This is a genomic window from Pantoea sp. BRR-3P (assembly GCF_039621635.1).
Taxonomy (GTDB): Bacteria; Pseudomonadota; Gammaproteobacteria; order Enterobacterales; family Enterobacteriaceae; genus Pantoea; species Pantoea floridensis.
In genome coordinates this window covers 623,111-648,411 of sequence record NZ_CP155067.1, presented here as the reverse complement: position 1 = coordinate 648,411, position 25,301 = coordinate 623,111, and the positions used below count along the sequence as shown (strand labels likewise).

General features: G+C 53.6%; 25 protein-coding genes and 1 pseudogene. 14 read left to right on the top strand and 12 right to left on the bottom strand.

What is annotated here, in order from left to right:
* The first annotated feature begins 107 nt into the window (after positions 1 to 107).
* Together AAGR08_RS22475 and AAGR08_RS22470 are read left to right on the top strand one after the other, a co-directional pair.
* Positions 108 to 2,165 (top strand): FUSC family protein, encoded by a 2,058-nt coding sequence (locus AAGR08_RS22475; protein WP_345830293.1) that lies wholly within the window; start codon positions 108 to 110, stop codon positions 2,163 to 2,165.
* Between the two features lie 15 nt (positions 2,166 to 2,180).
* The gene (locus AAGR08_RS22470; protein WP_097098232.1) at positions 2,181 to 2,870 is read left to right on the top strand and encodes an aspartate/glutamate racemase family protein; all 690 of its coding nucleotides are present in this window, start codon (positions 2,181 to 2,183) and stop codon (positions 2,868 to 2,870) included.
* Positions 2,871 to 3,046: 176 nt separating this feature from the next.
* Here the strand turns inward: AAGR08_RS22470 and AAGR08_RS22465 are convergent, their stop codons facing one another.
* The 6 genes from AAGR08_RS22465 to AAGR08_RS22440 form a co-directional block, all read right to left on the bottom strand.
* Positions 3,047 to 4,318, bottom strand: coding sequence for an alanine racemase (locus tag AAGR08_RS22465; RefSeq protein ID WP_345830291.1), 1,272 nt, complete (start codon positions 4,316 to 4,318; stop codon positions 3,047 to 3,049).
* A gap of 11 nt (positions 4,319 to 4,329) precedes the next feature.
* On the bottom strand, positions 4,330 to 5,067 hold the full coding sequence (locus tag AAGR08_RS22460) for an amino acid ABC transporter ATP-binding protein (RefSeq protein ID WP_345830290.1): 738 nt from the start codon (positions 5,065 to 5,067) through the stop codon (positions 4,330 to 4,332).
* Positions 5,064 to 5,708, bottom strand: a complete 645-nt coding sequence (locus AAGR08_RS22455; RefSeq protein ID WP_345830288.1) for an amino acid ABC transporter permease — start codon at positions 5,706 to 5,708, stop codon at positions 5,064 to 5,066. The genes AAGR08_RS22460 and AAGR08_RS22455 overlap by 4 nt, the downstream gene beginning before the upstream one ends.
* The gene (locus AAGR08_RS22450; RefSeq protein ID WP_097098236.1) at positions 5,705 to 6,442 is read right to left on the bottom strand and encodes an amino acid ABC transporter permease; all 738 of its coding nucleotides are present in this window, start codon (positions 6,440 to 6,442) and stop codon (positions 5,705 to 5,707) included. Before AAGR08_RS22450 ends, AAGR08_RS22455 begins: the two co-directional genes overlap by 4 nt.
* A gap of 49 nt (positions 6,443 to 6,491) precedes the next feature.
* Positions 6,492 to 7,328 (bottom strand): transporter substrate-binding domain-containing protein, encoded by an 837-nt coding sequence (locus AAGR08_RS22445; protein WP_097098237.1) that lies wholly within the window; start codon positions 7,326 to 7,328, stop codon positions 6,492 to 6,494.
* Between the two features lie 141 nt (positions 7,329 to 7,469).
* Complete coding sequence (locus AAGR08_RS22440) at positions 7,470 to 7,862, bottom strand: RidA family protein (protein ID WP_097098238.1); 393 nt, start codon at positions 7,860 to 7,862, stop codon at positions 7,470 to 7,472.
* A 393-nt stretch (positions 7,863 to 8,255) separates the two neighbouring features.
* Between AAGR08_RS22440 and AAGR08_RS22435 the strand changes: the two genes are divergently transcribed.
* From AAGR08_RS22435 to zigA, 3 genes are all read left to right on the top strand, one after another.
* Entirely contained in the window at positions 8,256 to 9,008 is a 753-nt protein-coding gene (locus AAGR08_RS22435; RefSeq protein ID WP_345830286.1) for an IclR family transcriptional regulator, read from the top strand.
* A 114-nt stretch (positions 9,009 to 9,122) separates the two neighbouring features.
* Positions 9,123 to 10,229, top strand: coding sequence for an ABC transporter substrate-binding protein (locus AAGR08_RS22430; RefSeq protein ID WP_097098240.1), 1,107 nt, complete (start codon positions 9,123 to 9,125; stop codon positions 10,227 to 10,229).
* Between the two features lie 201 nt (positions 10,230 to 10,430).
* On the top strand, positions 10,431 to 11,651 hold the full coding sequence (gene zigA / locus AAGR08_RS22425; RefSeq protein ID WP_345830284.1) for a zinc metallochaperone GTPase ZigA: 1,221 nt from the start codon (positions 10,431 to 10,433) through the stop codon (positions 11,649 to 11,651).
* 33 nt (positions 11,652 to 11,684) lie between these two features.
* Here the strand turns inward: zigA and AAGR08_RS22420 are convergent, their stop codons facing one another.
* Positions 11,685 to 12,353 carry an O-methyltransferase gene (locus tag AAGR08_RS22420; RefSeq protein WP_345830282.1) on the bottom strand — a complete coding sequence of 223 codons (669 nt, stop codon included), beginning with the start codon at positions 12,351 to 12,353 and terminating at the stop codon, positions 11,685 to 11,687.
* Between the two features lie 91 nt (positions 12,354 to 12,444).
* On the opposite strand from AAGR08_RS22420, the gene AAGR08_RS22415 reads away from it, so the two are divergent.
* Together AAGR08_RS22415 and AAGR08_RS22410 are read left to right on the top strand one after the other, a co-directional pair.
* Positions 12,445 to 13,083, top strand: a complete 639-nt coding sequence (locus AAGR08_RS22415) for a TetR family transcriptional regulator (protein ID WP_097098243.1) — start codon at positions 12,445 to 12,447, stop codon at positions 13,081 to 13,083.
* Positions 13,084 to 13,213: 130 nt separating this feature from the next.
* Positions 13,214 to 14,035 (top strand): Cof-type HAD-IIB family hydrolase, encoded by an 822-nt coding sequence (locus tag AAGR08_RS22410; RefSeq protein WP_345830280.1) that lies wholly within the window; start codon positions 13,214 to 13,216, stop codon positions 14,033 to 14,035.
* A gap of 238 nt (positions 14,036 to 14,273) precedes the next feature.
* Here AAGR08_RS22410 and AAGR08_RS22405 read toward each other — a convergent pair whose 3' ends face one another.
* Positions 14,274 to 15,161 (bottom strand): SDR family oxidoreductase, encoded by an 888-nt coding sequence (locus tag AAGR08_RS22405; RefSeq protein ID WP_345830278.1) that lies wholly within the window; start codon positions 15,159 to 15,161, stop codon positions 14,274 to 14,276.
* A 103-nt stretch (positions 15,162 to 15,264) separates the two neighbouring features.
* Between AAGR08_RS22405 and AAGR08_RS22400 the strand changes: the two genes are divergently transcribed.
* A complete protein-coding gene (locus AAGR08_RS22400; protein WP_345830277.1) occupies positions 15,265 to 16,089 on the top strand; it encodes a helix-turn-helix transcriptional regulator in 825 nt (274 codons plus the stop codon).
* Here the strand turns inward: AAGR08_RS22400 and AAGR08_RS22395 are convergent.
* Complete coding sequence (locus AAGR08_RS22395; RefSeq protein ID WP_097098246.1) at positions 16,031 to 16,462, bottom strand: helix-turn-helix domain-containing protein; 432 nt, start codon at positions 16,460 to 16,462, stop codon at positions 16,031 to 16,033. The two genes, AAGR08_RS22400 and AAGR08_RS22395, sit on opposite strands and share 59 nt — an antisense overlap.
* A 111-nt stretch (positions 16,463 to 16,573) precedes the next feature.
* Here AAGR08_RS22395 and AAGR08_RS22390 point away from each other — a divergent pair, with 111 nt between their 5' ends.
* Entirely contained in the window at positions 16,574 to 17,623 is a 1,050-nt protein-coding gene (locus AAGR08_RS22390; RefSeq protein ID WP_345830274.1) for an NAD(P)-dependent alcohol dehydrogenase, read from the top strand.
* A gap of 207 nt (positions 17,624 to 17,830) precedes the next feature.
* Here the strand turns inward: AAGR08_RS22390 and AAGR08_RS22385 are convergent, their stop codons facing one another.
* Positions 17,831 to 17,974, bottom strand: a complete 144-nt coding sequence (locus AAGR08_RS22385; protein ID WP_345830272.1) for a hypothetical protein — start codon at positions 17,972 to 17,974, stop codon at positions 17,831 to 17,833.
* Between the two features lie 46 nt (positions 17,975 to 18,020).
* Here AAGR08_RS22385 and AAGR08_RS22380 point away from each other — a divergent pair, with 46 nt between their 5' ends.
* From AAGR08_RS22380 to AAGR08_RS22365, 4 genes are all read left to right on the top strand, one after another.
* Positions 18,021 to 18,374, top strand: a complete 354-nt coding sequence (locus AAGR08_RS22380) for a hypothetical protein (protein WP_345830270.1) — start codon at positions 18,021 to 18,023, stop codon at positions 18,372 to 18,374.
* Positions 18,375 to 18,513: 139 nt separating this feature from the next.
* Complete coding sequence (locus AAGR08_RS22375; protein WP_345830269.1) at positions 18,514 to 20,349, top strand: methyl-accepting chemotaxis protein; 1,836 nt, start codon at positions 18,514 to 18,516, stop codon at positions 20,347 to 20,349.
* A 147-nt stretch (positions 20,350 to 20,496) separates the two neighbouring features.
* The gene (locus AAGR08_RS22370) at positions 20,497 to 21,573 is read left to right on the top strand and encodes a diguanylate cyclase (protein ID WP_345830267.1); all 1,077 of its coding nucleotides are present in this window, start codon (positions 20,497 to 20,499) and stop codon (positions 21,571 to 21,573) included.
* A gap of 153 nt (positions 21,574 to 21,726) precedes the next feature.
* Positions 21,727 to 22,194, top strand: coding sequence for a GNAT family N-acetyltransferase (locus AAGR08_RS22365; protein WP_345830265.1), 468 nt, complete (start codon positions 21,727 to 21,729; stop codon positions 22,192 to 22,194).
* A 124-nt stretch (positions 22,195 to 22,318) separates the two neighbouring features.
* Here the strand turns inward: AAGR08_RS22365 and AAGR08_RS22360 are convergent, their stop codons facing one another.
* A complete protein-coding gene (locus tag AAGR08_RS22360) occupies positions 22,319 to 23,326 on the bottom strand; it encodes an NAD(P)-dependent alcohol dehydrogenase (RefSeq protein WP_345830263.1) in 1,008 nt (335 codons plus the stop codon).
* Positions 23,327 to 23,421: 95 nt separating this feature from the next.
* On the opposite strand from AAGR08_RS22360, the gene AAGR08_RS22355 reads away from it, so the two are divergent.
* Positions 23,422 to 24,324, top strand: a complete 903-nt coding sequence (locus tag AAGR08_RS22355) for a LysR family transcriptional regulator (protein WP_345830261.1) — start codon at positions 23,422 to 23,424, stop codon at positions 24,322 to 24,324.
* A gap of 69 nt (positions 24,325 to 24,393) precedes the next feature.
* Here AAGR08_RS22355 and AAGR08_RS22350 read toward each other — a convergent pair.
* Positions 24,394 to 25,244 (bottom strand): annotated as a pseudogene (locus tag AAGR08_RS22350) (DMT family transporter).
* Between the last annotated feature and the right edge of the window lie 57 nt (positions 25,245 to 25,301).

Below are 25,301 nucleotides of genomic sequence, written 5' to 3'. Positions count from 1 at the left end.
CATATAATTAGCACGGTAATAATTTGTATAACAAATCAAAATGCCATGGCGAAAAGCTTCTGTCAGGATAAGCAATTCCGCTGCTGGCATAAGGTTTTATCTGTTCTATGAAGTGGTTTTCAAAAAGCGCAGTGCTGTTCTCTGCCAAAACATGTCTTGCTGCCTTTCTGGCTTTTTATATCGCTCTGGAACTCAATCTCGATAAACCGGCCTGGTCACTGACTACAGTGTACGTTGCCTCGCAGCTTTACTCGGGATCGACGGTGTCGAAATCCATTTTCCGCTTCTTCGGTACGCTTTTGGGTGGCTTGTTCACACTGCTGGTTTATCCCGCCACGGTGCAGGATCCGCTGCTATTCAGCCTGTGCATTTCGCTGTGGGTGGCGGTATGCCTCTACCTTTCTCTGCACGATCGCACGCCGAAAAGCTATGTATTTATGCTGGCAGGCTACAGCGCGGCGATCATGGGCTTTCCGGACGTGGTTTCCCCTTCGGCCATTACTTACACGGTGATTTCGCGTATTGAGGAGATTACCGTGGCGATCGTTTGCAGTAGCCTGGTACATCGGCTGCTCTGGCCCGTTTCGATGCGCAATCTGTTGGAGCAGAGCGTCAACCTGTGGTTTCAGAACGCGCGCAAACTCTGCAGCGAACTGGTTACCGCCATGCCCGCCGAGAAGTCAGTGGAGCGCGACGATATTTTGGTGCAGATGGCTAACTATCCGCTCAACGTTGAAACGCTGATTACCCACTGCGTCTATGAAGGCGATGCGGCGCGGCGGCTGGTGCGCCTCGTCAGCGTGCAGTATCAGCATCTGTCATATTTCATTCCAACGCTGACAGCCATCGAATCGCGTCTTAATCTGCTCGCGCAGCAGCAAATTCGTTTTCCTGAGTATGTAGCTGAAGTGTTCCAGCAATTTTTACTGTGGCTTAACGGTGAGGAGCAACTGCCGGTGCGCGATAAGCTCACCACCGCGCAAGAGCAGCTGAAACAAGCATGGCAGGAGGGCAGGCTTAACAGCGAAGAGACTATTTTGTTGATTGGTTTACTGGAGCGGCTGCTCAATTTTGTGCGCATCGTCGATGCCTATCAAAGCGTTAGCGAGCGGGTGAGTGAATGGACACCGGCAGTTAAAGCGGGAAAAATGGCGCGTGCGCACAAGCACGTTGATAAAGGGTTATTGCTGCTGTCGTCATTCACCGCGTTTATCGCCACTTTCGCGACCTGCCTGTTCTGGATTGGCAGCGGTTGGTCCGATGGGGCGACTGCGCCGATGATGGCAGCCGTGCTGTGCTCGTTTTTTGCTGGCATGGACAGTCCTATCGCGCCCATGAAGCTGTTTCTTAAGGGTGTATTAATATCGATGGCGATCAGCCTGATGTATATCACGCTGTTCATTCCGCAGGCCGTGACCTTTGAGGCGTTAGTGATTTGCCTTGCGCCGGGTTTGCTGGCGTTAGGTTTGGTTATCGCCAACCCTGCTACCAATCTGATTGGCCTGATTGTCGCCACGCAAATCCCCGGACTGATCGGTATGAGCCACCATTTCAAACCCGATCTGCAGCTTATAGTGAATGCCATGCTGTCAACGCTGGTAGGCATTGCCTTTGCGTTGGTGATCACGGCGCTGATCCGTAACAAGCGTCCTTCGTGGACCGCCAAACGCGCAGTGCGCAAAGGGATCCGCGAGCTGCTGCACTTTATCGCCACGGTGCGTCTTAACAGTGTGACCCTGACGGCGCGTCAGCAGTTTGTGTCGCGCACGCTGGATAAGGTCAACATCATCCTGCCGCGTAAACGTGTCGATCCGGCTCCGGATTTAGTCTCCGGCGGTAATCTGATCGCCGAAGCCTGGCTGGGCGCGAACTGTTACGACTACTACACGCGCCATCGTGAACTTTTGCTGGCACATCATATTGAGAGCGCGGCGATGTTCCATGAACTCAGCCAGTTTTTGAAACGTCGATTGAAGTCGTTACAAAGCTCACCGCAGCCGCAACTGCTGGCAGAACTCAATACGTTGCTGTTACGTCTTGAAGCGGCAGCGATACAGGAAAATAGGCTGTTTGCGCCGATGTTCCACCTGTTCAATATCCGCTTATCGTTGTTTCCTTCAGCGCGTTGGCCGGAAATCCCGTACAGTGCTGAGCAGGGCATTTAAAATGGAGTTAAGCAAATGAAAATGATTGGTTTGATTGGCGGCATGAGCTGGGAATCTACCGCGCTGTATTACCGCATTATCAATGAACAGGTGAAACAGCAGTTGGGCGGTTTACACTCTGCACGCAGCCTGATGTATAGCGTCGATTTCCATGAGATAGAACAGCTACAGGCCGCGGGCGAGTGGCAAAAGGCGGGTGAGATTCTGGCGGATGCCGCGCGCAGCCTTGAGCAGGGCGGGGCAGATTTCATCGTACTCTGTACCAATACCATGCACAAAGTGGCGCAGCAGATTACCGATGCGGTCAGCATTCCGCTGCTGCATATAGCTGATGCCACGGCACAGCGCATTCGTCAGGCGGGCGTGAAGAAGGTGGGTTTGCTGGCAACGGCGTTCACCATGGAGCAAGAATTTTATAAAGGACGGCTTAATCAGGCTGAGATTGAGGTGCTGGTGCCCGATACAGCAGGGCGCAAAGTGGTGCATGACATCATTTATCAGGAACTCTGCCTCGGCATCATTCGTGAGGAATCACGTGCGCATTATCGCAAGATTATTGCTGAGCTGGTGGAGCAGGGCGCTGAGGCGATTATCCTGGGCTGTACCGAAATCACTTTGCTGGTGAACGCAGAGGATGCCAGCGTACCGCTGTTCGATACCACGTTGATTCATGCCGAAGACGCGGTAAAGCTGGCGTTATCGTAGGGTCGCCACTCATGGTGTCCTGGTGCGCATGAATGCGCACCCTACAAAACCTGCACATTTTCGTAGGGTCGCCACTCATGGTGTCCTGATGCGCATGAAAGCGCACCCTACAAAGCCTGCACATTTTCGTAGGGTCGCCATTCATGGCGACCTGGTTAAAACGGTTCATAAAACCATCAGAACGCTGTTTCCAGTGAATCTGTGACGCAATAATCATCATCAACCAGCGGCAGATAGCGCCATTTATCAAAAGCGGTACACGGATGCGAAATACCGCAGCCCACCCAATCGCCCACCTGCAGAGGGTCATTTTCAGGCAGCAGCAAATAGGCGTGTTGATCGTTAACGTCGCTGATGCGCAGATGCGTTGCCGAGCGCGGTGCGCTGCCATCGGCACGGCGGATCCACAGCGGGTTGGGCAAATCCTGATCAAATGGCACGTCACGGCGACCAAAATCCACGAACGCTAATCCCGGCTCTGGACGTGATAACACTCGCCCCCAAATCTCGAGCGCGGCCTCAAAATGGTGTGATGCGCCAGGTTGCGCAAAGGGCGCGATACGAGCGTAGAGACCGCTATCGTGTGCCATATAAGCGCCAGAGCGGATCAACGGCGTCATCGGCAAGGGCAGTTTTGCCGCGGTAAAGCACTCCGTCACCACATCAAACCAGGCACCACCACCGGCGCTTAAAATAATGTGGTCGCTGCCAAACAGTTGCTTCTCCGCCAGTATTGCTGCCGTTGCGATCAACATTTGGCAGTAATCCTTGACGCGTTGAATACCTGATTGATCGCGACCGGCGCCAAGTGCACCTTCATAACCCGCAATACCCACCAGCTTGAGCGACGGGCAGGCGGCAACTGCTTCAGCAATCGCCACGGCTGTCTGCTGTGAACGGCAACCGGTACGTCCGCCGCTAACGGACATCTCCAGCAGAACCGAAATCTGGCTGTCACCGAGGTGCTGTTCCAGCAGTTTTATCCCTTGCAGTGAATCTACATAGCAAAGGAAGCCGTGATCGGGATGCTGCTGTTGCCACTGTGCAATCCAGCGAATGCCCGCCGGATCGACCAACTCGTTAGCGAGAAAGACATTGCGAATGCCGAACTGCCGCAGCGCGCGTACCTGAGCGGGTGTGGCAGCACCTAAACCCCATGCGCCACCCTCCGCAATAGCGCGACGCAGAATGGCGGGCGACATCGAGGTTTTCCCGTGCGCCGCTAACATCACGCCTTTTTCATTACAGAAGGCCGCCAGCTGGCGCAGATTATTCTCCAGCGCCGACTGTTTCATGACCATCAAGGGTGAAAACACGCGATCGCTACTGAACACCGAGGTACCGCTTGCCAACGGCGCATCTCCGGCACCCGCTACGGATTTAAAACGCGGCGCGAGCAACTCTTCATCTAATAAACCATCCGCCTGCAGCGGAAAGCGAATCGACATATCTCCTCCTGTTAGTGCTCAAGCACGCGTGATAAAAACTGCTGGGTGCGCGGATTTTGTGGATTAACGAAAATCTGCTCGGGTGAACCCTGCTCAGCAATAACGCCTTGGTCCATAAACACCACGCGATCGGCGGTTTTCCGCGCAAAGCCCATTTCGTGCGTCACCACCACCATCGTCATACCTTCACGCGCCAGGCTGCGCATCACTTCCATGACTTCACCCACCAACTCCGGATCCAGTGCCGATGTGGCTTCATCGAAGAACATGATTTTTGGTTCCACCGCCAGCGCACGGGCAATCGCAACGCGCTGCTGCTGGCCGCCGGAAAGCTGTGCCGGATAATGATGTGCGCGCTCAGCGAGGCCTACACGCGTCAGCGCCGCCATTCCGCGCTTTGTGGCTTCCGCTTCAGACAGTTTTTGTGCTTTAACAAGCGCCAGCGTGACGTTGCCAAGTGCGGTTTTGTGAGGAAACAGGTTGAACTGCTGGAACACCATGCCAACGTGACCGCAGATTTCGTTGGCGCGCTTACGTTCATGCAGCGGCACTTCATTCACCCAGACTTCACCGCCGTCGGCGATCTCCAGTCCGCTCATAATGCGCAACACGGTGCTTTTTCCCGAGCCAGAGGCACCGATCAGCACCAGCACTTCACCCGGTGAAACATCCAGACTGATCTCTTTCAAAACCTGGGTAGAGCCAAAAGATTTGGTGATCCGGCTCAGCGTAATGGCGGATTTGCTCATGAAATTTGGCTCCTGGTCTGATGATGTTGTACCCAACGGGAAATGGGGAAGCAGATAGCGAAGTAGAGCAGGGCAACCAGACCGTAAACCACCACCGGCTGGCCGATGCGATCGACAATCGCCTGTCCCTGATGCATCAGTTCGGACATGCCGATCATGCTGACGATCGAGGTATCTTTAATCAGTGAAAGATATTGCCCTGCTAGCGGTGGCAGCACGATGCCACGCGTTTGCGGCAGGACTACACTCATGAAGGTCTGGCGCTTCGACATGCCAAGAATCCATGACACTTCCCACTGACCTTTCGGCACGGCTTCAATACCGGCGCGGAACACCTCGGCGATGTATGCGCCCTGATAAATGCTTAGCCCCAGAATGCCGGCGGCAAACAAATTGATGTCGTAGCCGAAGTAAGCCACGCCGAAGTAAATGAACATCAGTGTGATCAGCACTGGCGTGCCGCGAAACAGTTCGGTATAGATCACAGCGATCTGCCTGGCGACCGGCAGGCGGCTGGTGCGCAGCACCGCGGCCAGCAATCCCAGCAGCGTGCTGCCAATAATCGCCGCCACCGACAATAGCAGCGTGATACCGAGCCCTTTCAACAGAATCGGTAACGAACTGATGATTAAGTCGTTCATAGCGCGCGCTCCCGCTTCAATGGATTAGTCAGCCATTTTCTTGCCCACCACCATGCGGACTTTTTTACTGGCGTCACCAGCGGCGGGTGGAACATGCGCCGTCCTGCAAGCGTTCCCAGCCACGAGAACAGGTTGCTCAGCACTAAATACACCAGCGCGACCACGCTGAACGTTTGGATATAGAGCAGCGTACGCGCATTGATCACCGTCGCGGTGCCGGTCAGTTCTGGCAGCGCGATAGCTGAGAGCAACGAGGTGCCAAGCAACAGCTGAATCAGGTTATTGATAATGGCCGGCCACACCGCACGCGCTGCCTGTGGCAGTACCACATTCAGGAAGATCTGTCGCCGCGGAATCCCCAGCACCCACGCGGCTTCGAGTTGGCCTTTGGGTACCGATTGAATTCCCGCGCGGAAGGTTTCGGAGAGATAAGCCCCCACGTTGATCCCCAGTGCCAGCACGCCTGCGGTAAAGGCGCTCATGGTGATACCGAGCGACGGCAGACCAAAGAAGATGATGAAAATTTGCAATAGCACCGGCGTATTACGGATGAATTCAACGTAGCAGTGGCTGATCCAGCGCAGCGGCGCCAGCGGCGATGATTTAGCCAGCGCAGAGAGCAATCCCAGCGCGACCGCCAGCGCAAACGCCAGCAATGTCACTTGCAGGGTTAGCCAGGCGGCTTCGAGAAATGTGTCGGCATAGCGCCACAGGGTTAGCCATTGATAACTCATGGTTCTGTTCCTTGGGGCGGCGCAGCATGTTCTGCCGCGCCGCGTGCCATCAATATTGCGGATTCAGCGGGTAGCGCGGCTTGTTGCCGAACCATTTCTGATACAGCTGGGCGTTTTCGCCGGAAGCGTTAATTTCAAACAGGAATTCGTTTAGATAGTTGGTCCACACCTGGTCACCCTGTTTCACGCCGAAGGCGTTGTATTCCAGCGGTACCAGCGCTTCATTGGTGACGGTTAGCGTCGGGTCGAGCTTGGCCTGATAGGCGAGGAAGTTGTTATCCTCGATCATCGCATCGGCCTGGCCCTGTTTTACCGCGAGAATCGCCGCCTGCGATGAATCATATTCCTGAATCTTCACGTCGATGCCGAGGTTGCGTACTTCGTCGCCGTTGGTGGAACCTTTCACCGTGGCGATCGTTTTGCCGCCCATGTCGTGGGCAGATTGGATGCCGCTATTTTTACGCACCAGCATCGCTTCACTCGCGACCACATACGGGTTGGTAAAGCCGATCTCTTTAGCGCGCTCCAGATTACGGGTGAAGTTACAGAACACCACATCCACTTTATTGGTTTGCAGATTGGGAATGCGGTTGGCGCTGGTGGTATTGACCATCTCAAGCTTCACGCCCATCTCTTTGGCCAATGCTTTGGCGAGATCAACATCGTAGCCGTCGGGATTGCCGTCTTTATCGTAAAACCCGAAGGGAGCGAAGCTCAGGCAATCGCCCACGCGTAAGGTGCCGCGCTGCAACACGGTTTGCAGTGCAGATTGTGGTGCTGCACCAGCGTCTTTTTTCTCTTCCGTGGGCGTACAGCCTGCCAGAGTCAGTAAAACCAGCGCACTGGCTACCGCTTTGACGCTTATTTTTAGCGATGTTGTATTCATTTATATGCTCTCTTTAGATATTTTGACGAGACGGCATCGCGCCGTTATTTCACAGCAAAATAGAAAGGCATTAATTAATAACAGGCTGTCCTGGTGCAGGCGCTTAAAGTGAATTTCGCCAGCCTGTTTTAAGGTTAATAATTATTTACGATCGGCACGGAAGCATTTCATATCGACTTCCACTTTGCAGTCCACCACTAAATCCTGCACGCTACAAATACGCGCGGGTGGATTGCCGCTGAATATCTCACTGAACACCTTATTGAATGAACTGAAATAGCGTGCATCAGTTAATACCGCGGTGACGTGCACCACATCTTCGACGCGATAGCCGGCTTCGCGCATGATAGTGAGGCAGTTTTCGAACGCCAGTTGCGTCTGTTCGATGATGCCACCCTCAACGACTTCACCATTGCGCATCGGCGTTTGGCCGGAGATGTAAAGCCAGCCGTCGGCTTCAACTGCACGAGCGAAGGGTAGTTTTTGCCCACCCGTCCCGGTTCCACCTTCTACACCATAACGTGTAATCGTCATCCCATCCTGCTCCTGTTTGCACGAAAGCGTGGTTTTCTTATTGTCTGATATACCAGACTGCAATCTGCAATACTGGATAGGGCAAGATTTGCACAGGATTTTTTCTTTTGCAATATGTGCATGGGTATTTAATTTTTTGTGATGTAGTCGGGATCGCAAAATAAAATTAAGCGACCGTTCATTTTTAAATGAGAATGTGATCGTTATCGTGATTTTATAAAAAGAGAGGGCGGTGCAGTGCGCCAAAATGAGGCCCCAAAAAAGAACGCCTAAATAAAATTCTGATGAATAATTTTTATTTAATCTGAGATGGGTAAAAGCATAAGCCACGTGTATGATGTTTTGCTTATATCCCCTTAACTATTCGTAGTAGAGCAGCAGGAGAGTGAGTGTATGCCGGATGAAAAACCCTCACGGGCACGCGGCGTTGACCGGGTTATTGATATTTTTCGGCAGTTGCACAGTGCGCGCCAGCCGATGGCGATGCGTGAGTTGATTGAAGCGACGGGAGCGCCGCGTTCCAGCATTTATGAATTAGTCAGTCTGCTGAGTGAAGCCGGTTTGCTGGAGCTGGATGCCGAAGGCGCCGTCTTTTTTGGCCGGGAAATGCACTATTACGGTGCGGATTACATGGCGCACAACGACCTCATTCGCCGGGCGCATCAGCTGATGGTGGAGATTGTGGCGCGCCATGGGGAAACCGTGCAGCTCTGCATGCTGGAAGGCAATAAATACACCGTGGTGCTTTCGGAAAGTAATGCCCATCCGTTCAAGATCACCTCAGATATCGGCGTGCGCGTGCCAATTACCTGGACGGCTACCGGCCGCTTACTGCTCAGCAACTGGTCTGACAGCGCGATTCTGGATCTCATCCCGGAAGAGGATTATCGCCTCGCCAGCGGTCAAATCCTCGATAAGCAGGCGTTTCTTGATGAAATTCACCATGCGGGAAAACTGGGTTACTGCATGACCGAAGGGTTATCTGAAAGCTTCACCTGCTGCATGGCCGCGCCGATTCGTTCACGCAGTGGCCAGGCCGTGGCCGCGATTTGCTTTATGGTGAGCCGTGATACGCCGCAGGAGCGTCGCCAGATGTTGCTGCAGGAGCTGATCACGTCCGGGCAGAAACTGTCTGATTTCACCTAAGCACAGCCGTAAAACTCCGTTACAACTGATTGAAGTGGCGTTTATTTCCGCCACTTAAGGTTGTGTTAAGGTAATTGATAATAATAACTATTCTTTTTACCACGGAGTTTTAGGATGAAAACGCGCCTGCTTTTGGCAATGGGTTTACTGGCTTCAACCGCGGCTGCCGCCACGACCTATCCGCTGACCGTCACCGATATGGACGGTAAAACGCAAACCATCAATAAAGAGCCTCAGCACATTATCTTGCAGGATGGTCGCGACATTCTGACGCTGGCGCTGCTTGACCGAGACGATCCGTTTAAGCGCGTGGTAGCGTGGAACAACTTGCCGAAAAAACAAGATACGCAAACCTGGGACGCGCTGAAAGGCCGCTGGCCGGAAGCGACGAAAATTGTCGATATGGGCTTTAGCGATCAGGGCCAGGTCAACCTCGAAAGCGTGCTGGCACAGAAACCGGATTTAATGATTGCCCAACTGCGCGCCAAACCCGCCTTGCAGCAGTCAGGCGTGCTTGACACCCTTAATAATCTGCATATTCCTGTGGTATTTGTCGATTACGAACTGCATCCGGCGCAAAACACCGCCCCAAGCGTGACGCTGTTGGGTAAAGTGCTGAACCGTGAAACGCAGGCTAAAGCCTATACCGATTTCTATCAGCAGAAGTTTGAGCGCATTTCCCAGGCGGTAGCGAAAATAAAGAACAAACCGACGGTATTTATCGAACCGATCGCCGGTAACAGCGATAATTGCTGCTTTACTCACAGCCATAACGGTTGGGGCGGATTGGTGGAGGCGGTTGGCGGGAAAAACATTGGCTCTGAACTGCTGCCGGGCAATGCCGGATTTGTGGCGCTGGAAAAAATCATCGCCATGAAACCTGACGTCTACATTATGACGGGATCTAAACGGCCCAATACTAATGTGCTGCCGTTTGGCTATGGCGTTCAGCCGCAGGAAGTTAAGGCGACCTTCGATACGTTGCTGAAGCGCACCGGCTTATCGCAGATCGAACCGGTGAAGCAGGGCCGCGTGTACGGCGTTTATCACCACTTCTATAACCATCCGTACAACATCATTGGCATGGAAATTCTGGCGAAGGATCTCTATCCGCAGCAGTTTGCCGATCTGAAGCCGACCGCCGATTTCCGCACCCTCGTTAAGACCTTCACTACTCTGCCGGATCAAGCAATTGATTTGAGTTACCCCAATAATCAGTAATCCTTCGTATGCCTGGTGCGCATTAATGCGCACCCTACGAAAACCCAGCTCAAAACACATAGGGTCGCCATCCATGGCGATCCATTTATTTTACCCCAATCAACATTCTTCGATGACTTCTCAACTTGTTATGTTATAACATAACAAATCTACCGCATGCGTCACTATGCCTTGTGCTCGCTGTCATATGAAGGAGTTGTTATGTCCGCAATAACCCCATCTACCCATGGGTCTAAAAAGCTGCCGGTCACTGTGCTTTCCGGCTTTCTCGGTGCCGGTAAAACTACGCTGCTTAATCATATTTTGAATAACCGCGAAGGCCGTCGCGTGGCGGTGATCGTCAATGACATGTCAGAAGTGAATATTGATGCCGCGCTGGTGCGCGAGGGCGGGGCAGAGCTGTCGCGCACCGACGAAAAGCTGGTGGAGATGAGCAATGGCTGCATCTGCTGCACGCTGCGCGAAGATCTGCTGCTGGAGGTTAATCGACTGGCGAAGGATGGGCGCTTCGATAACCTGGTGATCGAATCGACCGGCATTTCTGAGCCGCTGCCGGTGGCGGAAACCTTTACCTTCGCCGATGAGGAGGGCCAAAGTTTGTCTGCTGTGGCGGCGCTAGACACCATGGTGACGGTGGTCGATGGCTTCAACTTCCTGCGTGACTATGAATCGAATGAAAGCATTCAGTCGCGCGGTGAATCCCTTGGCGCAGAAGATGAGCGCACGGTGGTGGATTTGCTGGTTGATCAAATCGAGTTCTGCGATGTGCTCATTCTCAATAAAACCGATCTGATTGATGAAGTGGAAAAGGCGCGGCTGATGGCGATTCTGACGTCGCTTAATCCACGTGCCAACATCATTACCTCTGAATTCGGCAAGGTCGCATTGGAGCAGGTTCTCAATACTGGCTTGTTCGATTTTGACGCTGCGGCGCAGGCGCCGGGCTGGCTGCAGGAGCTACGCGGCGAACATACGCCAGAAACCGAAGAGTATGGCATTCGCAATTTTGTGTTCCGTGCGCGTCGCCCGTTCCATCCCGTGCGTTTCGCTCAGGTGATTGAACACGAGATGCACGGCGTAGTGCGTTCCAAAGGCTACTTCTGGCTAGCCAGTCGCCCGCGTCATGCGGGTTCCTGGTCGCAGGCGGGCGGCGTATCACGTCAGGGATTAGCAGGAATGTGGTGGGCTAGCGTGCCGAAAGAGCGCTGGCCTGAGGATGAAGAAAACCTGCAGTACATCCTCGATAACTGGGTGGACGGAACGGGGGACGCTCGTCAGGAGCTGGTCTTCATTGGCATTGACATGGACGAAGCCGCGCTGCGTGAAAAGCTTGAGGAGGCGCTACTCACTGATGAGGAAATGGCGTCTGGCGCAGATAACTGGATCGCGCTCCCCGATCCTTTCCAGCCGTGGTTTAACTGATCCACCGTATTTACGGGAGGCGGGCAGGCCTCCCTACATTTTCCCCAACCACATGGAGACTTCCACGCCATCGTTGAACGGCAGCGACATGAATTCGCGACTGCTGCGCACGCGTTCAAGATAGGCTGGGCTGAAATCGGCATCATCCGCAACGATCAGTGCGCCCGCACGTAAATAAGGCTCTACCAGCGTCAAAATCTCTGGATAGATCGCTTTTGCGCCATCCAGTATCAACATATCAATGGATGCAGGTAAATCGCGGCTCAACGTGTGTAAGGCATCCCCCACGCGTATCTCAATCAGATCGCTGACGCTCGCATCGGCAAAATGGTTACGCGCCAGCGCTACTTTACCTGGCTCAAATTCACAGGTGATGATGTTGCCACCGCCATTATCGCGCACTGCTGCGGCCAGATGCAGGGTGGAAATCCCGAATGAGGTGCCAAACTCAATCACCGATTGCACATTGCTGCTGCGCGCCAGCATATACAGCAGTTTGCCGGTTTCACGGGATATCGCCAGCGGTACATCTTTCAGATGACCATACAGCTCCAGGTAATCAGTTTTACTTTGCAGCAGGCGATGTTGTTCCGCATCGGACATCTTACGGAACGCTTCATTGGTGGGATGCGCCATATTATCGGCCAGCTCAAACAGGTAGTTCAACAGCGGTGCTAACGGCGCTGATGTTAAGGTATTCATGGTTTTCTCCGGACATGAAAAAATGGATTATGCTGTGCGAACAGAATACGATGAATTAATCGCATTTCACTATTCGTGTTCAGGAGAGCCTATGGCTGAGCGTCGTAACACTAAGATTTCAGAGCGAAAAAGGCCGCAGCAGTTGCGTTCGAGCGAGCTGGTTTCGGCCATTTTGCAAGCGGCTACTCAGGTTTTAGAGCAGGAAGGGGCCACGCGTTTCACCACCGCGCGCGTGGCGGAGCGAGCCGGCGTCAGTATTGGATCGCTTTACCAGTATTTTCCCAATAAGGCGGCTATTCTTTTCAGATTGCAAAGCGAAGAGTGGCAACGCACCGGCAATTTATTAGCTGCAATCTTGAGCAATAACACCGTGTCGCCGCGCCAGCGTTTGCACGATCTCACGCTGGCATTTTTGCAATCGGAGTGCGAAGAAGCAGCAATGCGCACGGCGCTTAATGACGCCGCACCGTTATATCGTGATGCACCTGAAGTACAGGAAGCGCGGGCGGCGGGTGATAATGTCATCAGTGATTTTTTGTTGGAACTGCTGCCCCAATCCAATGAGGACGATCGTGCGCGCGCCGCGGATTTAATCAATAGCACGCTGGGCAATGTGGGCAAACACTTCTCCGAATCACCGCGTACGCCTGCAGAGATCCAGGCGTATGCGCAGGAAATGGCGCAGATGTTTTGTGCCTGGATCAGGGAAAAAGGCGCTGATTTACAGTAAAAGATGGACTGGAAATCTCTGAAAGCGGTTAACAAACTCATTATTCACATTCTCAATAATCCACACCGCGAGTAAGCTTAAGAAAACCTTTTAGCTGGATGCAGCAAGCGAACAAATACGGGAGAGCAAAATGGCAGTAAAAATGATTGCGGTGGATATGGATGGGACTTTTCTCGATGACAACAAGCAGTACAATGCGCAGCGTTTTGCTCGCCAGTACGCATTGCTGAAAGAGAAGGGGATCCGTTTCGTGGTCGCCAGTGGCAATCAGTATTATCAGTTACTGCGCTATTTCCCTGAGATTAAAGATGAAATTGCTTTTGTAGCGGAAAATGGCGCCTGGGTTTCTGATAGTAATGAAGAGATCTTCTGCGGCGAATTGGCGCCGGAGCGCGTGCATCAAATCCTCGATATTCTGGCAAAAGAGCCGGATATCAGCACCGTAGTATGCGGCCGCAATGGCGCATATGTGCATACGTCAATGTCCGACGAGGTGATCGCTATGCTGGCGAATCACTACCATCGCCTGGAAAAGCGCGACAATCTGTACGATATCGATGACACCATCTTCAAATTCTCGCTGAATCTGGCGCATGAAGGCGTGGATGCGTTGATGGAGCGCTTGCACGCAGAACTAAACGCGATTGAAAACATCATGCATCCGGTCTCCAGCGGCTTTGGCTTTGTCGATTTGATCATCCCCGGCTGCCATAAAGCGCACGGCATCGCACTGCTGCAGCAAAAATGGGGCATTGATGATTGTGAAGTGGTCGCGATTGGTGATAGCGCGAATGACATCGAAATGCTGCGCCAGGCCTGCTATAGCTTCGCTATGGCGAATGCGGCAGCACCGGTGAGTGCGGTGTCGCATTATAAAACTGAAAGTAACAATGATGAAGGCGCACTCAACGTTATTGCTCGTCTGCTGGCGCGAGAAGAGCCATTTGGTTAAATGAGAGTGCCAGGTGCGCATGAATGCGCACCCTACGAAAATCCCGCTATAAACGTTGGGTCGCCATTCATGATGTAATGGTTATCAATTAAGAGATGAAAAAACCCTTATTACCGAGCGCACACCTTGTAGCGGCGCAATTTATTGCGCGATAAATCGCGCCGCTACGGAAGGTGCGGTGATTTGATACGGCGCCTAACTGACGAACATTACGCCATTTTTGGCAACCAATCTGCCTTTAGCTGAAATAACCCGCCCCACGCATATCCTGTAATAATCCCGGTTCGGTGGGTTGCCAGCCGAACGTTTGGCGCGTCCATGCACTTGACGAAGGATTATCCGTTGAAGCGAAAAAGGCCATCCAACCGAGCCAGGCTTTTGCCTCCTCCAGCGTCAGGCTTTTAACCGGCAGCGCTAATCCTGCTCCGATAGTTTCGGCAATCTGACGGAATGGAATGCCTTCTTCCTGTACGGCATGCAGAATTGCACCTGCTTCGGCCTTTTCGGCCGCAAGGCAAAATAGCTCAGCGGCATCGTTACGATGCACCGCCGGCCAGCGATTTTCGCCCTCGCCAACATACACCGCCGCGCCTTTTTCTTTCGCCATATTGATGATCATCGGAATAAAACCGTGATCGCCAGCGCCATGTACCGTCGGTGGCAAACGTACCAGCGCCACGCGCACCCCGCGATCGGCCATGGCCAGGGCGGCCACATTGGAATTTGAACGAGGATGTGCGCCGGCCACAGGGCGAATGTGTTCCGTAGCGAGTTGTCCTGGCGAGACTAACGCTGTGCCCGTGGTGACTATCAGCGGGCGATTAGAACCGGCCAGTACCTCACCCATTGCCAGAATGGCGCGCTGATCGACCTCGGCGGCATGATCCATGCGGCTGAAGTCGTGAATATAACCGGCATGAATCACGCCATCGCTTTGCTCAACGGCGTTACGTAAACTGGCCACATCTTCCAGTTCGCCGCGGACCACCTGAACACCCTGCTGCTGTAGTTTTTCAGCTGAAGCATCGCTGCGTGCTAAACCTAGCACTTCATAACCGCGTGTCTGCAGTTTTTTCACAATGGCCGAGCCAATAAATCCGCTCGCCCCGGTCACAAAAATTCGCATAATCGTGCTCCACTTCATCAAAGTTGAAGCACTATGATAAAACCTTACGCCACGACGAACAGCCGTGAGCTTATACAGGTATAAGGACTAACAGGATAACGCCATGACCATGCAAGATGACAACGTGCTCGGTAACTATTTGCGCGAGCGCCGCCAGCGACTGGATGCCGCCAAACTGGGTTACCCGCTGCTACGGCGTCGCACGCCGGGCTTGCGTCGCGAAGAGGTGGCCGTGCGCGCCTGCGTCAGCACGACCTGGTACACATGGCTGGAGCAGGGCAGAGGCGGTGCGCCATCGGAAGAGGTGCTTGAACGCTTAGCGAAAGCGTTAGAGTTGAGCGCCGCCGAGCGCGACCATCTGTTTTTGCTGGCGCAAAATCGCTTGCCGGGAGTGACATGGCAAGCGGGCGTGGACGTTTCACCGTCGTTGCAGCGTGTGCTTGATAGCATGGAGAATACGCCCGCGCTGATTAAAACCGCCGAGTGGCAAGTCGTTGCGTGGAATCGTGCCGCGACCAAAGTGTTTGTTGATTACGCCGAACTGCCGCCGGAACAGCGCAATATTTTGCTGATGATGTTCCGCAATGAAGAGATGAAAAAGCGCCTGCCGGATTGGCATCGGGTGACGCGCGGCATGGTGGCAAACTTCCGTGCGGACGTAGCACGAACAGGGGCGACTGAGCACGTGCGTGCGCTGGTGGAGGAACTCAGCGAGATGAGTGAAACCTTCCGCCAGCTGTGGCTGTCGCAAGAGGTCAGCCAGCATGGCGAAGGCCTAAAACAGCTGTGGTTGCCCGATGAAGGCGTGCTGGAGCTGGAATACAGTACTTTCGCGGTAGAAGGTAAACCTGGTTTAAGTCTGGTGGTGTTCAATCCGCGTCAGCAGCACGATCGCGATTGTGTGGCACGTCTGATGGCGCGTCCGTAGCCGTGCGATAACTCGCTTCCATTTCATCCAGCGCTGCCTGATTTTCCAGTCCCCACTGATACATCTGCTCAATCGGCGCGGCAAAGGTCTTGCCCAGCGGCGTGAGCCGGTAATCGACTTTCGGCGGAATGACATCATAAACGTGGCGGGCGATCAGTCCGCGCTGCTCAAGTTCTTTCAGCGTTTGAAAAAGCATCTTTTTCGAAATGCCCTGCAGGCTGCGCTGCAACTCGCCAGTTCGTGCGCGATGATTCGGCCAGTGGTACAACGCATGCAGCACCATGCTGCTCCATTTCACTGAAAACAAATCCATTAAACGTCGCGGCGGGGAATCCGCGTAAAAGAACAGTTTTCCGTCAACAATCGCGGGCATTGCTTGCGCCTCTCTTAAGGTCACCAAACGGTAACTACTATCAATTCTGCACCATGTTCACTATAGTCTGCCGCCTTCAGTTAGCCAAAGCCAGCCCAATTCGGAGGCACGATGAAAATCAATGCATTAGTTGCGCACGACGCGGCAAAACCGCTTTTTTCCAGCGCGATTACGCTGCGCCCCTTGCAGCAGCAGGACGTTAAAATTGAGATCCTTTATTGCGGCGTATGCCACTCAGATTTACATATGGCACGCAATGAGTGGGCGGTGAGCCGCTATCCGTTGGTGCCCGGCCATGAAATCGTGGGTCGCGTAGTGGAAACGGGCGCAGACGTCATGAATTTCAAACCGGGTGATGTGGTGGGCGTGGGCGTGATGGTGGATTCCTGTCGCCAATGCCATTTCTGCCAGCAAAAAGAGGAGCAGTATTGCGAATCCGGTTTTGTTGCCACTTATAACGGCATCGATAAATACACCGGCGACAGTACCTGGGGCGGCTATGCGCAAAATGTTGTGGTCGATCAGCATTTTGTCGTCTCTGTTCCGCAGGCATTACCGTTAGCGGGTGTGGCTCCGCTGCTGTGCGCGGGAGTAACCGTGTGGTCACCGCTGCGTCATTTTGGCGTGAAAGCCGGTGATAAAGTGGGTGTAGTGGGTTTGGGCGGCCTGGGACATATGGCGGTTAAACTGGCGAGTGCGATGGGCGCGGAAGTCACGCTGTTCACTACCTCTCCGGCTAAAGGGGAAGATGCGTTGCGGTTGGGTGCGAAGCGTGTGGTCGTTTCACGTGATGCGCAGCAAATGGCGTCTGCTCAGACCTCGCTGGACTTTATCGTAGACTGCGTGTCAGCGCCGCACGATCTTGATCCCTATCTGGCCACGCTAAAAACCAACGGCCGTTTGGTGCTGGTGGGAATTCCAGAACAGCCGCATCAGTCACCAAACGTAACGCCGCTAGTGAATCGCCGCCTGAGCATCAGCGGATCGTCGATTGGCAGTATTCAGGAAACGCAGGAGATGTTGGATTTCTGCGGTGAACATAACATCACCGCAGATATCGAATTGATTGCGGGTGAAGAGATTGAAACGGCATTTGCAAGAATGTTGAAAGGTGATGTGAAATACCGTTTCGTCATCGACATGCACGCCACGCATTGGTAAAAACGTTCGCCGTTAGGCGGGATACTGTGGGCGATTTCAGGCTGAAATCGCCCGCGACTACGCGCTGCAACCGACTGATGCTATTGAATATCAACAGAATATTAACAATAATTTTCGCCAAAGCGATTCATTAGCGTTTCTAGTTACAACATACAGTAGTTATCGTTGCCTCGGCGCGAAGCCTTGCCTTCACAACTTTTTATTCAGCTAAGCAGGCGGAAAGTGGCCCAGCTGCTGGAACATCGTCATCCAGTCTTCCATATGCCACGTAGTGGTCACACGTTCACCGTCTAGCAGGTGAAATTCATGCAGTCGCACGCTAATACGACGGCCAGTAGCCGCAATACCCATGAACTCACCTTGGTGGGGCTCGATCACCCGGCCGCTCGCGAGGGGGATGGATTTAGTGCAGTTTCTCAGCATGAAGCACATTCTGGTCTCGCCCGAGGGCAACCATTACGGTTTGGTGGATGCACAGCTGCGCGAGCAAGGATTGGCGCGCGACATTGGCCTGACATTACCGAATATGTTTGCCGTTCCCGCACTGCTGCCAGGATCTGCTTATGTCGCCACGGTGCTGAGTCGCGTGATGACGCTAGCCGGAAACCCGCAACAGATCCGCATGTTCACTCCACCGCTGGCGATGCCGACCATGCAATTTCATTTGTTATGGCATCGCCGCACGCAAGAGATTGCAGCCCATCAGTGGCTTCGTGGCGTAATCGAAAAGGTTGCTGAGGACCTCCGCTGATACAAACATGCTGGCGTACTTGCCGTAACGCGTCACATTCTGCAATCACTTTTTGCTCAATCCGCAATAAACATTTCCTCGCGTGCTCCGATAACTGCTTAAGAACTTTATAAAAACAATATACGCAGGAGTAGGGAACATGGGGCTGGTATCCCGATTACGTAACGTGCGCATTACCCGCAAATTGTCGGCAGGATTTGGCATCGTGCTGCTGTTAGTGGCGCTGGCGACCGGCTTGAGCGTGCAGCGCTTTAACGCCATTCATGACATCTATCAGAAAACGAACCTGATTTATGACATCAACATCGACGTGTTCCAGGCCAAAATTAACCGCCTCAAATATCTTTATGGCGATGACAAATCCGGTCAGGTGATGACGAACTACGTTAGCCACGCGCAGCAGCTCACCCGCGAAGCCAAACAGCTTTCATGGACGGAAGGGGCGCGGGAACGGGTTGATGAACTCGCCACGCATCTCGCCAGCTTTCAAAACAGCATCGGCGCAATGACGCAAGCCACGCAGCAGCTCAATAGTCTGCGTTCCCAGCTTGATGCGCTGAGCCAGCAGGACATGACCTCTCGTTACACCCAGCTCATCCGTACCCCCGTCATCAATCCCGAACTGACGCAGCAGATCTACGAGCAACTGTTTGCCATCAGCAACGTACGTGAAGAAGCCTGGGCATTACGTTTTAACGTGAGCGCGACGCTACGTGAAACGCTGGAGAACCATGTTCAGCAGGCCGATCGGGGCATGCAAGCATTACTGTCCCAGTTACCGCCGGAACAGCAGGGCGAATTTAACGCCCTGTGGCAGGACACCGAAAAATTCAAAAACCTCAGCCTGCAAGCGGCGGATGCGTATGGTCAGCTGCGCGCTGCGGAAGATACAGTCAAAGTGGCGGGTGATAAAAGTAGCGCGGCAATCAAACAGATCATCAGCATCGTTAAAGCGCGCAACGATGAGCTCGCCAACGATTCTGCGACGATGTCGTTGCTGATGGGCGGTTTAGCGATCCTGTTTGGCGTGCTGGTGGCGTGGTACATCATCCGCCAAATCACCCAGCCGGTGTTCCACAACCTGCAGCTGGCGGAGCGTATCGCCAGCGGCGATCTTAGTTCGCATTTCGCAACCGATAGGAAAGATGAGCTGGGTAAATTGACGTCGGCGATGGGACGCATGAACGAGCGATTGCGCAGCATGATTGGCGATGTGTTGAGCAGCGTCAGCAGCGTGTCGCAGGCAGCCAGTGCCATCAATCAAGGCAACCTCGATTTATCCTCGCGCACCGAACAACAAGCTGCGGCAGTGGTGCAAACCGCTGCCAGCATGGAGCAACTGACCGCCACGGTGAAGAACAACGCCGCCAATGCGCGTCAGGCCAGCCAGATTGCCGCGGAAGCCTCGCAAAACGCCAGTAAAGGCGGCATTGCGGTACGCGATGTGGTGAACACCATGGGTGAAATTTCTGATAGCTCGAAAAAGATTGCTGATATTACTTCAGTCATTAATAGCATCGCCTTCCAGACCAATATTCTGGCACTGAATGCCGCGGTAGAAGCCGCCCGCGCTGGTGAGCAGGGACGCGGTTTTGCAGTGGTTGCCAGTGAAGTGCGTAATCTGGCGCAGCGTAGCGCCGGCGCGGCAAAGGATATTGAGCAACTGATCAGTGAGTCGGTGGGACGTATTAGCAATGGCCACCAGCAGGTAGCACGCGCGGGTGAAACCATGGATAAGATCCTCGGCAGCATTGCGCGCGTGAATGAGATCATGGAAGAGATCTCAGCCGCATCGGATGAGCAGAGTCGCGGCATTGAGCAGATCGCGCGCGCGGTTGGCGAGCTGGATACCACCACGCAGCAGAATGCTACGCTGGTCAGCGCCTCTTCTCATTCGGCCAACTCGCTGGAAGAGCAGGCGATGATGCTGGAACGGTTGGTCGCACAGTTCCGGCTGCAAGGGGTAGGGCAGTAAAACCCTTAAGGTGGAGATCGATGCAGTTCGATTTCCACCGTTTTACTTGTGCGGTGAAGTGCAAGGTGAATATTCTTAAAATAAAGCGATCCGCTGATAACTTTTCCCGTTAAACTGCTGATCTTGTCGACCTGATACTTCACGTGCATGAGCTACTACTCACCAGACGATAACCACCTTAAGCGGCGCTCTCAACGCTTCGTCCGCCGCATGTTCATCATGCGCCAGCTCGGCACGATTTTATGTTTTTTCCCAATTCTCTCGGTCCTGATGGAGATGCAACGCGATCTGGCGTTTAGCGCGCTGTTATTTGTGAATGCTTTCCTCTGGCCATGGCTGGCTTATCGTCGGGCGTTGGCGGCTGAAGATTCCACCACCACAGAGCGCCATAATTTAACGCTCGATGCCGCATTCGGCGGTATCTGGGTTGCGCTCATGGCGCTGAGCCCGCTGCCTTCATTTATCATCATGGCGGTGTTGGCATCGGATCGTTATGCCGCAGGGGGACCAGCCCAGCTGATTGCGGCGATGCAGGCCTTTCTCTGTGCGTTTGTCATGGTGTGGCTGGTAGATGGCGCGGGGGTAAATCTGACGTTCAGCATGCAAACCGTCTGGCTGACGCTACCCCTGGCAACGAGCTATATGCTGGTGCTCAGCGTGGCGTCGTACAATCTCACCTGGCAGCTGCGCCAGCGTAATCGCGAGCTGGAGCGTATTGCGCTGATGGATCCCGGCCTGGAGATCCCAAATCGGCGTCTGTTCGAGCGTCGCCTCGAAAGCGAATTTCTCAGCACGCGCCGTGGCGACAGCGCCGCCTATTTGCTGCTGATGGATCTCGATTACTTTAAATCGGTCAACGATACGTGGGGCCACGAAGCCGGAGATTTCCTGCTGGCGGAGATCTCCGCACTGCTGCGCAATCAGGTGGGTTTGCTGGATATTCCGGCACGCTTTGGCGGCGATGAATTGGGCGTGATTGTGCATCACGCCACTGACGAATCGATCGTATTACTGGCAGAACGGCTTAAAGAAAAAATCGCCCAGGTGCGTTTACCGGCGTCGGCGGAGTTTCGCTGTTCGGTGAGTATTGGCATCGCCTCGGCGGCTAATGCTGAGACGATGCGCCACTGGCTCAGTCACGCCGATGAAGCGTTGTATGAGGTGAAGCGTGCCGGACGCAACGGCGTGCGTTTATGGCAACCCTCGCTGGCCGGCGCGGCCTGAATCCCGCATGCGTACAACGCGCACGCTACAGCATTGCTCTGTATTACCGTAAGAACGCCATTTTTGGCGTAATGCTGCCATCGCATAGAGGTGGCCCATTTTCCATCAAATGATAAGGTTAGGTTTCCATGAACCTTATAAGCAGGAACGAACGTGAGTATTTCAGAGAAATATGAATGGCATAAGGATAACTACCTGGTAAGTACAGACAGGGAAAAACTTGACGTGCAGGCTATCCATCGCTATCTGACGAGATCCTCGTGGGCTAAAGGCATTAATCTGGCTGTTGTCAGCGCATCAATTGAAAATAGCCTTAACTTTGGTGTTTATCATGATGGAGCCCAGATAGGTTTCGCTCGTTTGATAACCGATTATGCTACATTCGCTTACCTTTGCGATGTCTACGTTCTTGAAGAATATCAGGGTGAGGGGCTTGGAAGATGGGTGATGGAATGCATACATCATCATCCAGTATTTGAGCAACTACGCCGGATCATGCTGTTCACAACAACAGCGCCCTGGCTCTATGAAAAGTTTGGCTACGAGCCTGTTAATCGGGAAAACTATGCATGGACTATCACCCGGCCAGATATTTATGCCAATGAAAATAAGCGTGATTGACTTACACTGATATTCCGTTCACCGCTGGCTTACTCACTCCTGAATAGGCAGCGTCCGCCCTGGTATTAGGGCGGCCACTATTATGCCGCCCAATGTGAAATCCGGCCGGCCACTGCGCTTTGCATCATACATGCAAATCAATCACCACCTTCCCGACATGTGCGGCAGATTGCAGATAACGATAAGCTTCCTGCGCTTCAGCAAAAGCAAAAACACGATCGATTACAGGTTTAATCGCACCGGTTTCAATCGCCCTAACTGCAGCGCGTAGATCCGCCGTCGAACCGGTATTATTGCCCACGATATTCAACATTTTCTGCATAATCGGCAGCACCGGCACCTTTAGCTCTGCTCCGCCCACAAATCCAATCACAAAAATCGTTGCGTTAAAGGCTGCGGCATCGATCGATTTTGCAAATGTTGCAGCACCAACCGATTCCAGTACCAGGTCTGCGCCTTGACCGTTCGTCAGCTTGCGTACCTCAAGTTCCCATTCGGGCTTTTCGTGATAGTTAATGCCTTCATCGGCGCCCAGCGCTTTCACCCTGGCCAGTTTTTCGTTGGAGGAGGAAAGAATAATCACCCGTGCGCCCGCGGCTTTGGCGTATTGCAGCGCAAACAGACTCACGCCACCCGTGCCGAGCAGCAAAACAGTGCTGCCAGGCTGAACTTTGCCACGTACGATGGCGTTCCATGCCGTAGTGGCGGCGATAGGTAACGTTGCGGCCTGCTGCCAGCTGAGTGAATCAGGTATACGCACCAGCGAATCTGCGGGCACCACAGCGAAGTCCGCCAGCCCACCATTGATCGTAACACCGCGCAAGGCGTGAAGATGCTGAGGGTGAATCGCGCCAGCATGCCAGCTGTACATCATGCCGGGCACCACTCGTTCGCCGATGTGCCAGTCACTCACCCCTGCGCCTAACTCAACAATCTCTCCCGCGCTGTCTGCACCCGGAATAATGGGCTGCGCGAGGGTACCAAACTGACCGGTAGCCAAGGCTAAATCAAGGTAGTTAAGACTCACCGCATGTTGACGAATCACCACCTCACCATAGGCCGGTTGTGGGCGTGGCAGTTCACAGAATTTAAGATTGTTAATGGTGGGGGCCGTTAGCTGAATGGCTTGCATAGCGTTCTCCTGTTAAATGAGTGCAACCAGTGTGTGGTATAAAAAGACGCTATAATTGATGCCAAAACCAAATAACTGTTGCACAGGGAGCAATAATGCAGGATGACGATTTCCGTCAGCGCGAAGCTTTTTTAGCGGTGGTACGTGCCGGGAGTTTTAGTGCAGGGGCACGCGCGTTGGGACGTGATGTTTCGGTTATTTCCCGCCGTATCGCTGCGTTAGAGAAACGTCTCGGTATTCGTCTCATCGAACGTACCACGCGTCGCATCCGACCCACAGAAGAAGGCCAGCGCTATCGGCATAAAATAGAGTTAGCCGATGAAATGCTGCGTGAAGCGGAAGAAGAAGCGCGTGCGTTGGCAGCCCGCCCGGCGGGTACTATTCGTCTAACGGTACCCGCATCCTTTGGGCGAAGCTGGGTCGTGCATGCGCTACCGGGCTTTTTACAGGCTTATCCTGATATCCGCATTGTGCTTAATTGCAGCGACCGCTATGTCGATCTACTGGGGGACAATTTTGATATGGCGATCCGTATTGGTGTCCTTACGGATAGCAGACTGGTTGCACGCAAGTTGGCGGACACCCGACGCATACTGTGCGTTGCGCCAGCGTATCTGCAGCAGCATCCCGCGTTAACGCACCCGCAGGATCTTCGTCAGCACGATTGTCTGGGATTCACGCCGATGCACAGTTGGCCAGAATGGCGACTGGAAAAAGAGGGCCAACAGATCGCAGTCCCGGTGCAAACACGTTATGAGAGTGATGAGATGGATGCGCTGATCCTGGCCGCTCAGGCGGGTATGGGCGTATTGCTGGCGGCCAACTGGCTGGTGCAAAAAGAGTTGGCCGAGGGATCGTTAGTGCCGGTAATGTCGGACTGGCAGGCGATTGAGGAAGATGGCGTCTGGTTGATGAAGCCTTCCAGCCAGTTACAGTCAGCGAAGATTGGTGCATTAACTGAGTGGCTGGTCGCGTGGTTTGCTGTCCCACGCTGGTGAAGAGGGCGGGCGCGCATCAGGGCTGCATTTTCAGGGCAATGCAGCCCTGATGCACGAACGGCTTAACACCTAACGTGCGAACTTGCGCGATCCTACCACGCAAAGAATGACTCCCAGCGTGATAGCAATCATCAAAGGGCTGACGGCTTCATTCAGTAACGAAGCAGACAAGCCAAGGCCAAAAAAGGGTTGTAATAGCTGAAGCTGGCCGACTGCAGCGATGCCACCGCTAGCGAGGCCTTTGTACCAGAAGATAAACCCAATCAGCATGCTGAAGAGGGAAACATAGCCAAGCGCTAGCCAGGCAGAAATACTAATTTGGCTAACGGATTCAGGCAAAGTGATAAACGACGCCGCCAGCATGAAAGGGAGCGACACGATCAGTGACCAACTGATGACCTGCCAGCCGCCTAGCTGGCGTGAAAGTTTGGCTCCTTCTGCGTAGCCCAAACCACAGACCACCACGGCTGCAAGCATCAGCACATCGCCGGTTAAAGAGACGGCGACGTTCTGAGAAAGCGCGAAACCAACCACCAGCAGACTACCTATGATGGAAAAAATCCAGAAAGCGAGCCGTGGCCGCTCGCCTCCACGAATCACACCAAACAGGGCGGTGGCAAGCGGCAGCAGGCCTAAAAACACAATCGAGTGGGCCGAGGTAACATGCTGCAAAGCCATTGCGGTCAAGAGCGGAAAACCAACCACCACGCCGAGTGATACCACGATTAACGAGACGATGTGGCGAAGAGAAGGGCGCTTTTCTCTGAAGCCGCAGATAAGCATCAGCGCCAGCGCTCCCGCGATTGACGCGCGGCTGAAGGTCAAAAAAACGGGTCGATATCCTGAACGGCAATGCGCGTTGCCGGAAGTGAGCCGCTGAAAATAATGACGCCCAGTAGCCCGTTCAGCCAGCCAGACATCGCAGCTTTATCATGTTTATGCACTACCGTATTAGCCACGCTAAACCTCTTTTCAAT

Excerpts from the sequence above, each read along its gene's own strand:
- AAGR08_RS22470 (WP_097098232.1), top strand. The coding sequence starts at position 2,181 with ATGAAAATGATTGGTTTGATTGGCGGCATGAGCTGGGAATCTACCGCG.
- AAGR08_RS22410 (WP_345830280.1), top strand. The coding sequence starts at position 13,214 with ATGGCAGTAAAAATGATTGCGGTGGATATGGATGGGACTTTTCTCGAT.
- AAGR08_RS22455 (WP_345830288.1), bottom strand. The coding sequence starts at position 5,708 with ATGAACGACTTAATCATCAGTTCGTTACCGATTCTGTTGAAAGGGCTC.
- AAGR08_RS22415 (WP_097098243.1), top strand. The coding sequence starts at position 12,445 with ATGGCTGAGCGTCGTAACACTAAGATTTCAGAGCGAAAAAGGCCGCAG.
- AAGR08_RS22465 (WP_345830291.1), bottom strand. The coding sequence starts at position 4,318 with ATGTCGATTCGCTTTCCGCTGCAGGCGGATGGTTTATTAGATGAAGAG.
- AAGR08_RS22385 (WP_345830272.1), bottom strand. The coding sequence starts at position 17,974 with ATGGGTATTGCGGCTACTGGCCGTCGTATTAGCGTGCGACTGCATGAA.
- AAGR08_RS22450 (WP_097098236.1), bottom strand. The coding sequence starts at position 6,442 with ATGAGTTATCAATGGCTAACCCTGTGGCGCTATGCCGACACATTTCTC.
- AAGR08_RS22390 (WP_345830274.1), top strand. The coding sequence starts at position 16,574 with ATGAAAATCAATGCATTAGTTGCGCACGACGCGGCAAAACCGCTTTTT.
- AAGR08_RS22395 (WP_097098246.1), bottom strand. The coding sequence starts at position 16,462 with ATGCCCGCGATTGTTGACGGAAAACTGTTCTTTTACGCGGATTCCCCG.
- AAGR08_RS22440 (WP_097098238.1), bottom strand. The coding sequence starts at position 7,862 with ATGACGATTACACGTTATGGTGTAGAAGGTGGAACCGGGACGGGTGGG.
- AAGR08_RS22370 (WP_345830267.1), top strand. The coding sequence starts at position 20,497 with ATGAGCTACTACTCACCAGACGATAACCACCTTAAGCGGCGCTCTCAA.
- AAGR08_RS22355 (WP_345830261.1), top strand. The coding sequence starts at position 23,422 with ATGCAGGATGACGATTTCCGTCAGCGCGAAGCTTTTTTAGCGGTGGTA.
- zigA (WP_345830284.1), top strand. The coding sequence starts at position 10,431 with ATGTCCGCAATAACCCCATCTACCCATGGGTCTAAAAAGCTGCCGGTC.
- AAGR08_RS22420 (WP_345830282.1), bottom strand. The coding sequence starts at position 12,353 with ATGAATACCTTAACATCAGCGCCGTTAGCACCGCTGTTGAACTACCTG.
- AAGR08_RS22445 (WP_097098237.1), bottom strand. The coding sequence starts at position 7,328 with ATGAATACAACATCGCTAAAAATAAGCGTCAAAGCGGTAGCCAGTGCG.
- AAGR08_RS22360 (WP_345830263.1), bottom strand. The coding sequence starts at position 23,326 with ATGCAAGCCATTCAGCTAACGGCCCCCACCATTAACAATCTTAAATTC.
- AAGR08_RS22430 (WP_097098240.1), top strand. The coding sequence starts at position 9,123 with ATGAAAACGCGCCTGCTTTTGGCAATGGGTTTACTGGCTTCAACCGCG.
- AAGR08_RS22400 (WP_345830277.1), top strand. The coding sequence starts at position 15,265 with ATGACCATGCAAGATGACAACGTGCTCGGTAACTATTTGCGCGAGCGC.
- AAGR08_RS22435 (WP_345830286.1), top strand. The coding sequence starts at position 8,256 with ATGCCGGATGAAAAACCCTCACGGGCACGCGGCGTTGACCGGGTTATT.
- AAGR08_RS22460 (WP_345830290.1), bottom strand. The coding sequence starts at position 5,067 with ATGAGCAAATCCGCCATTACGCTGAGCCGGATCACCAAATCTTTTGGC.
- AAGR08_RS22475 (WP_345830293.1), top strand. The coding sequence starts at position 108 with ATGAAGTGGTTTTCAAAAAGCGCAGTGCTGTTCTCTGCCAAAACATGT.
- AAGR08_RS22405 (WP_345830278.1), bottom strand. The coding sequence starts at position 15,161 with ATGCGAATTTTTGTGACCGGGGCGAGCGGATTTATTGGCTCGGCCATT.
- AAGR08_RS22380 (WP_345830270.1), top strand. The coding sequence starts at position 18,021 with ATGGATTTAGTGCAGTTTCTCAGCATGAAGCACATTCTGGTCTCGCCC.
- AAGR08_RS22375 (WP_345830269.1), top strand. The coding sequence starts at position 18,514 with ATGGGGCTGGTATCCCGATTACGTAACGTGCGCATTACCCGCAAATTG.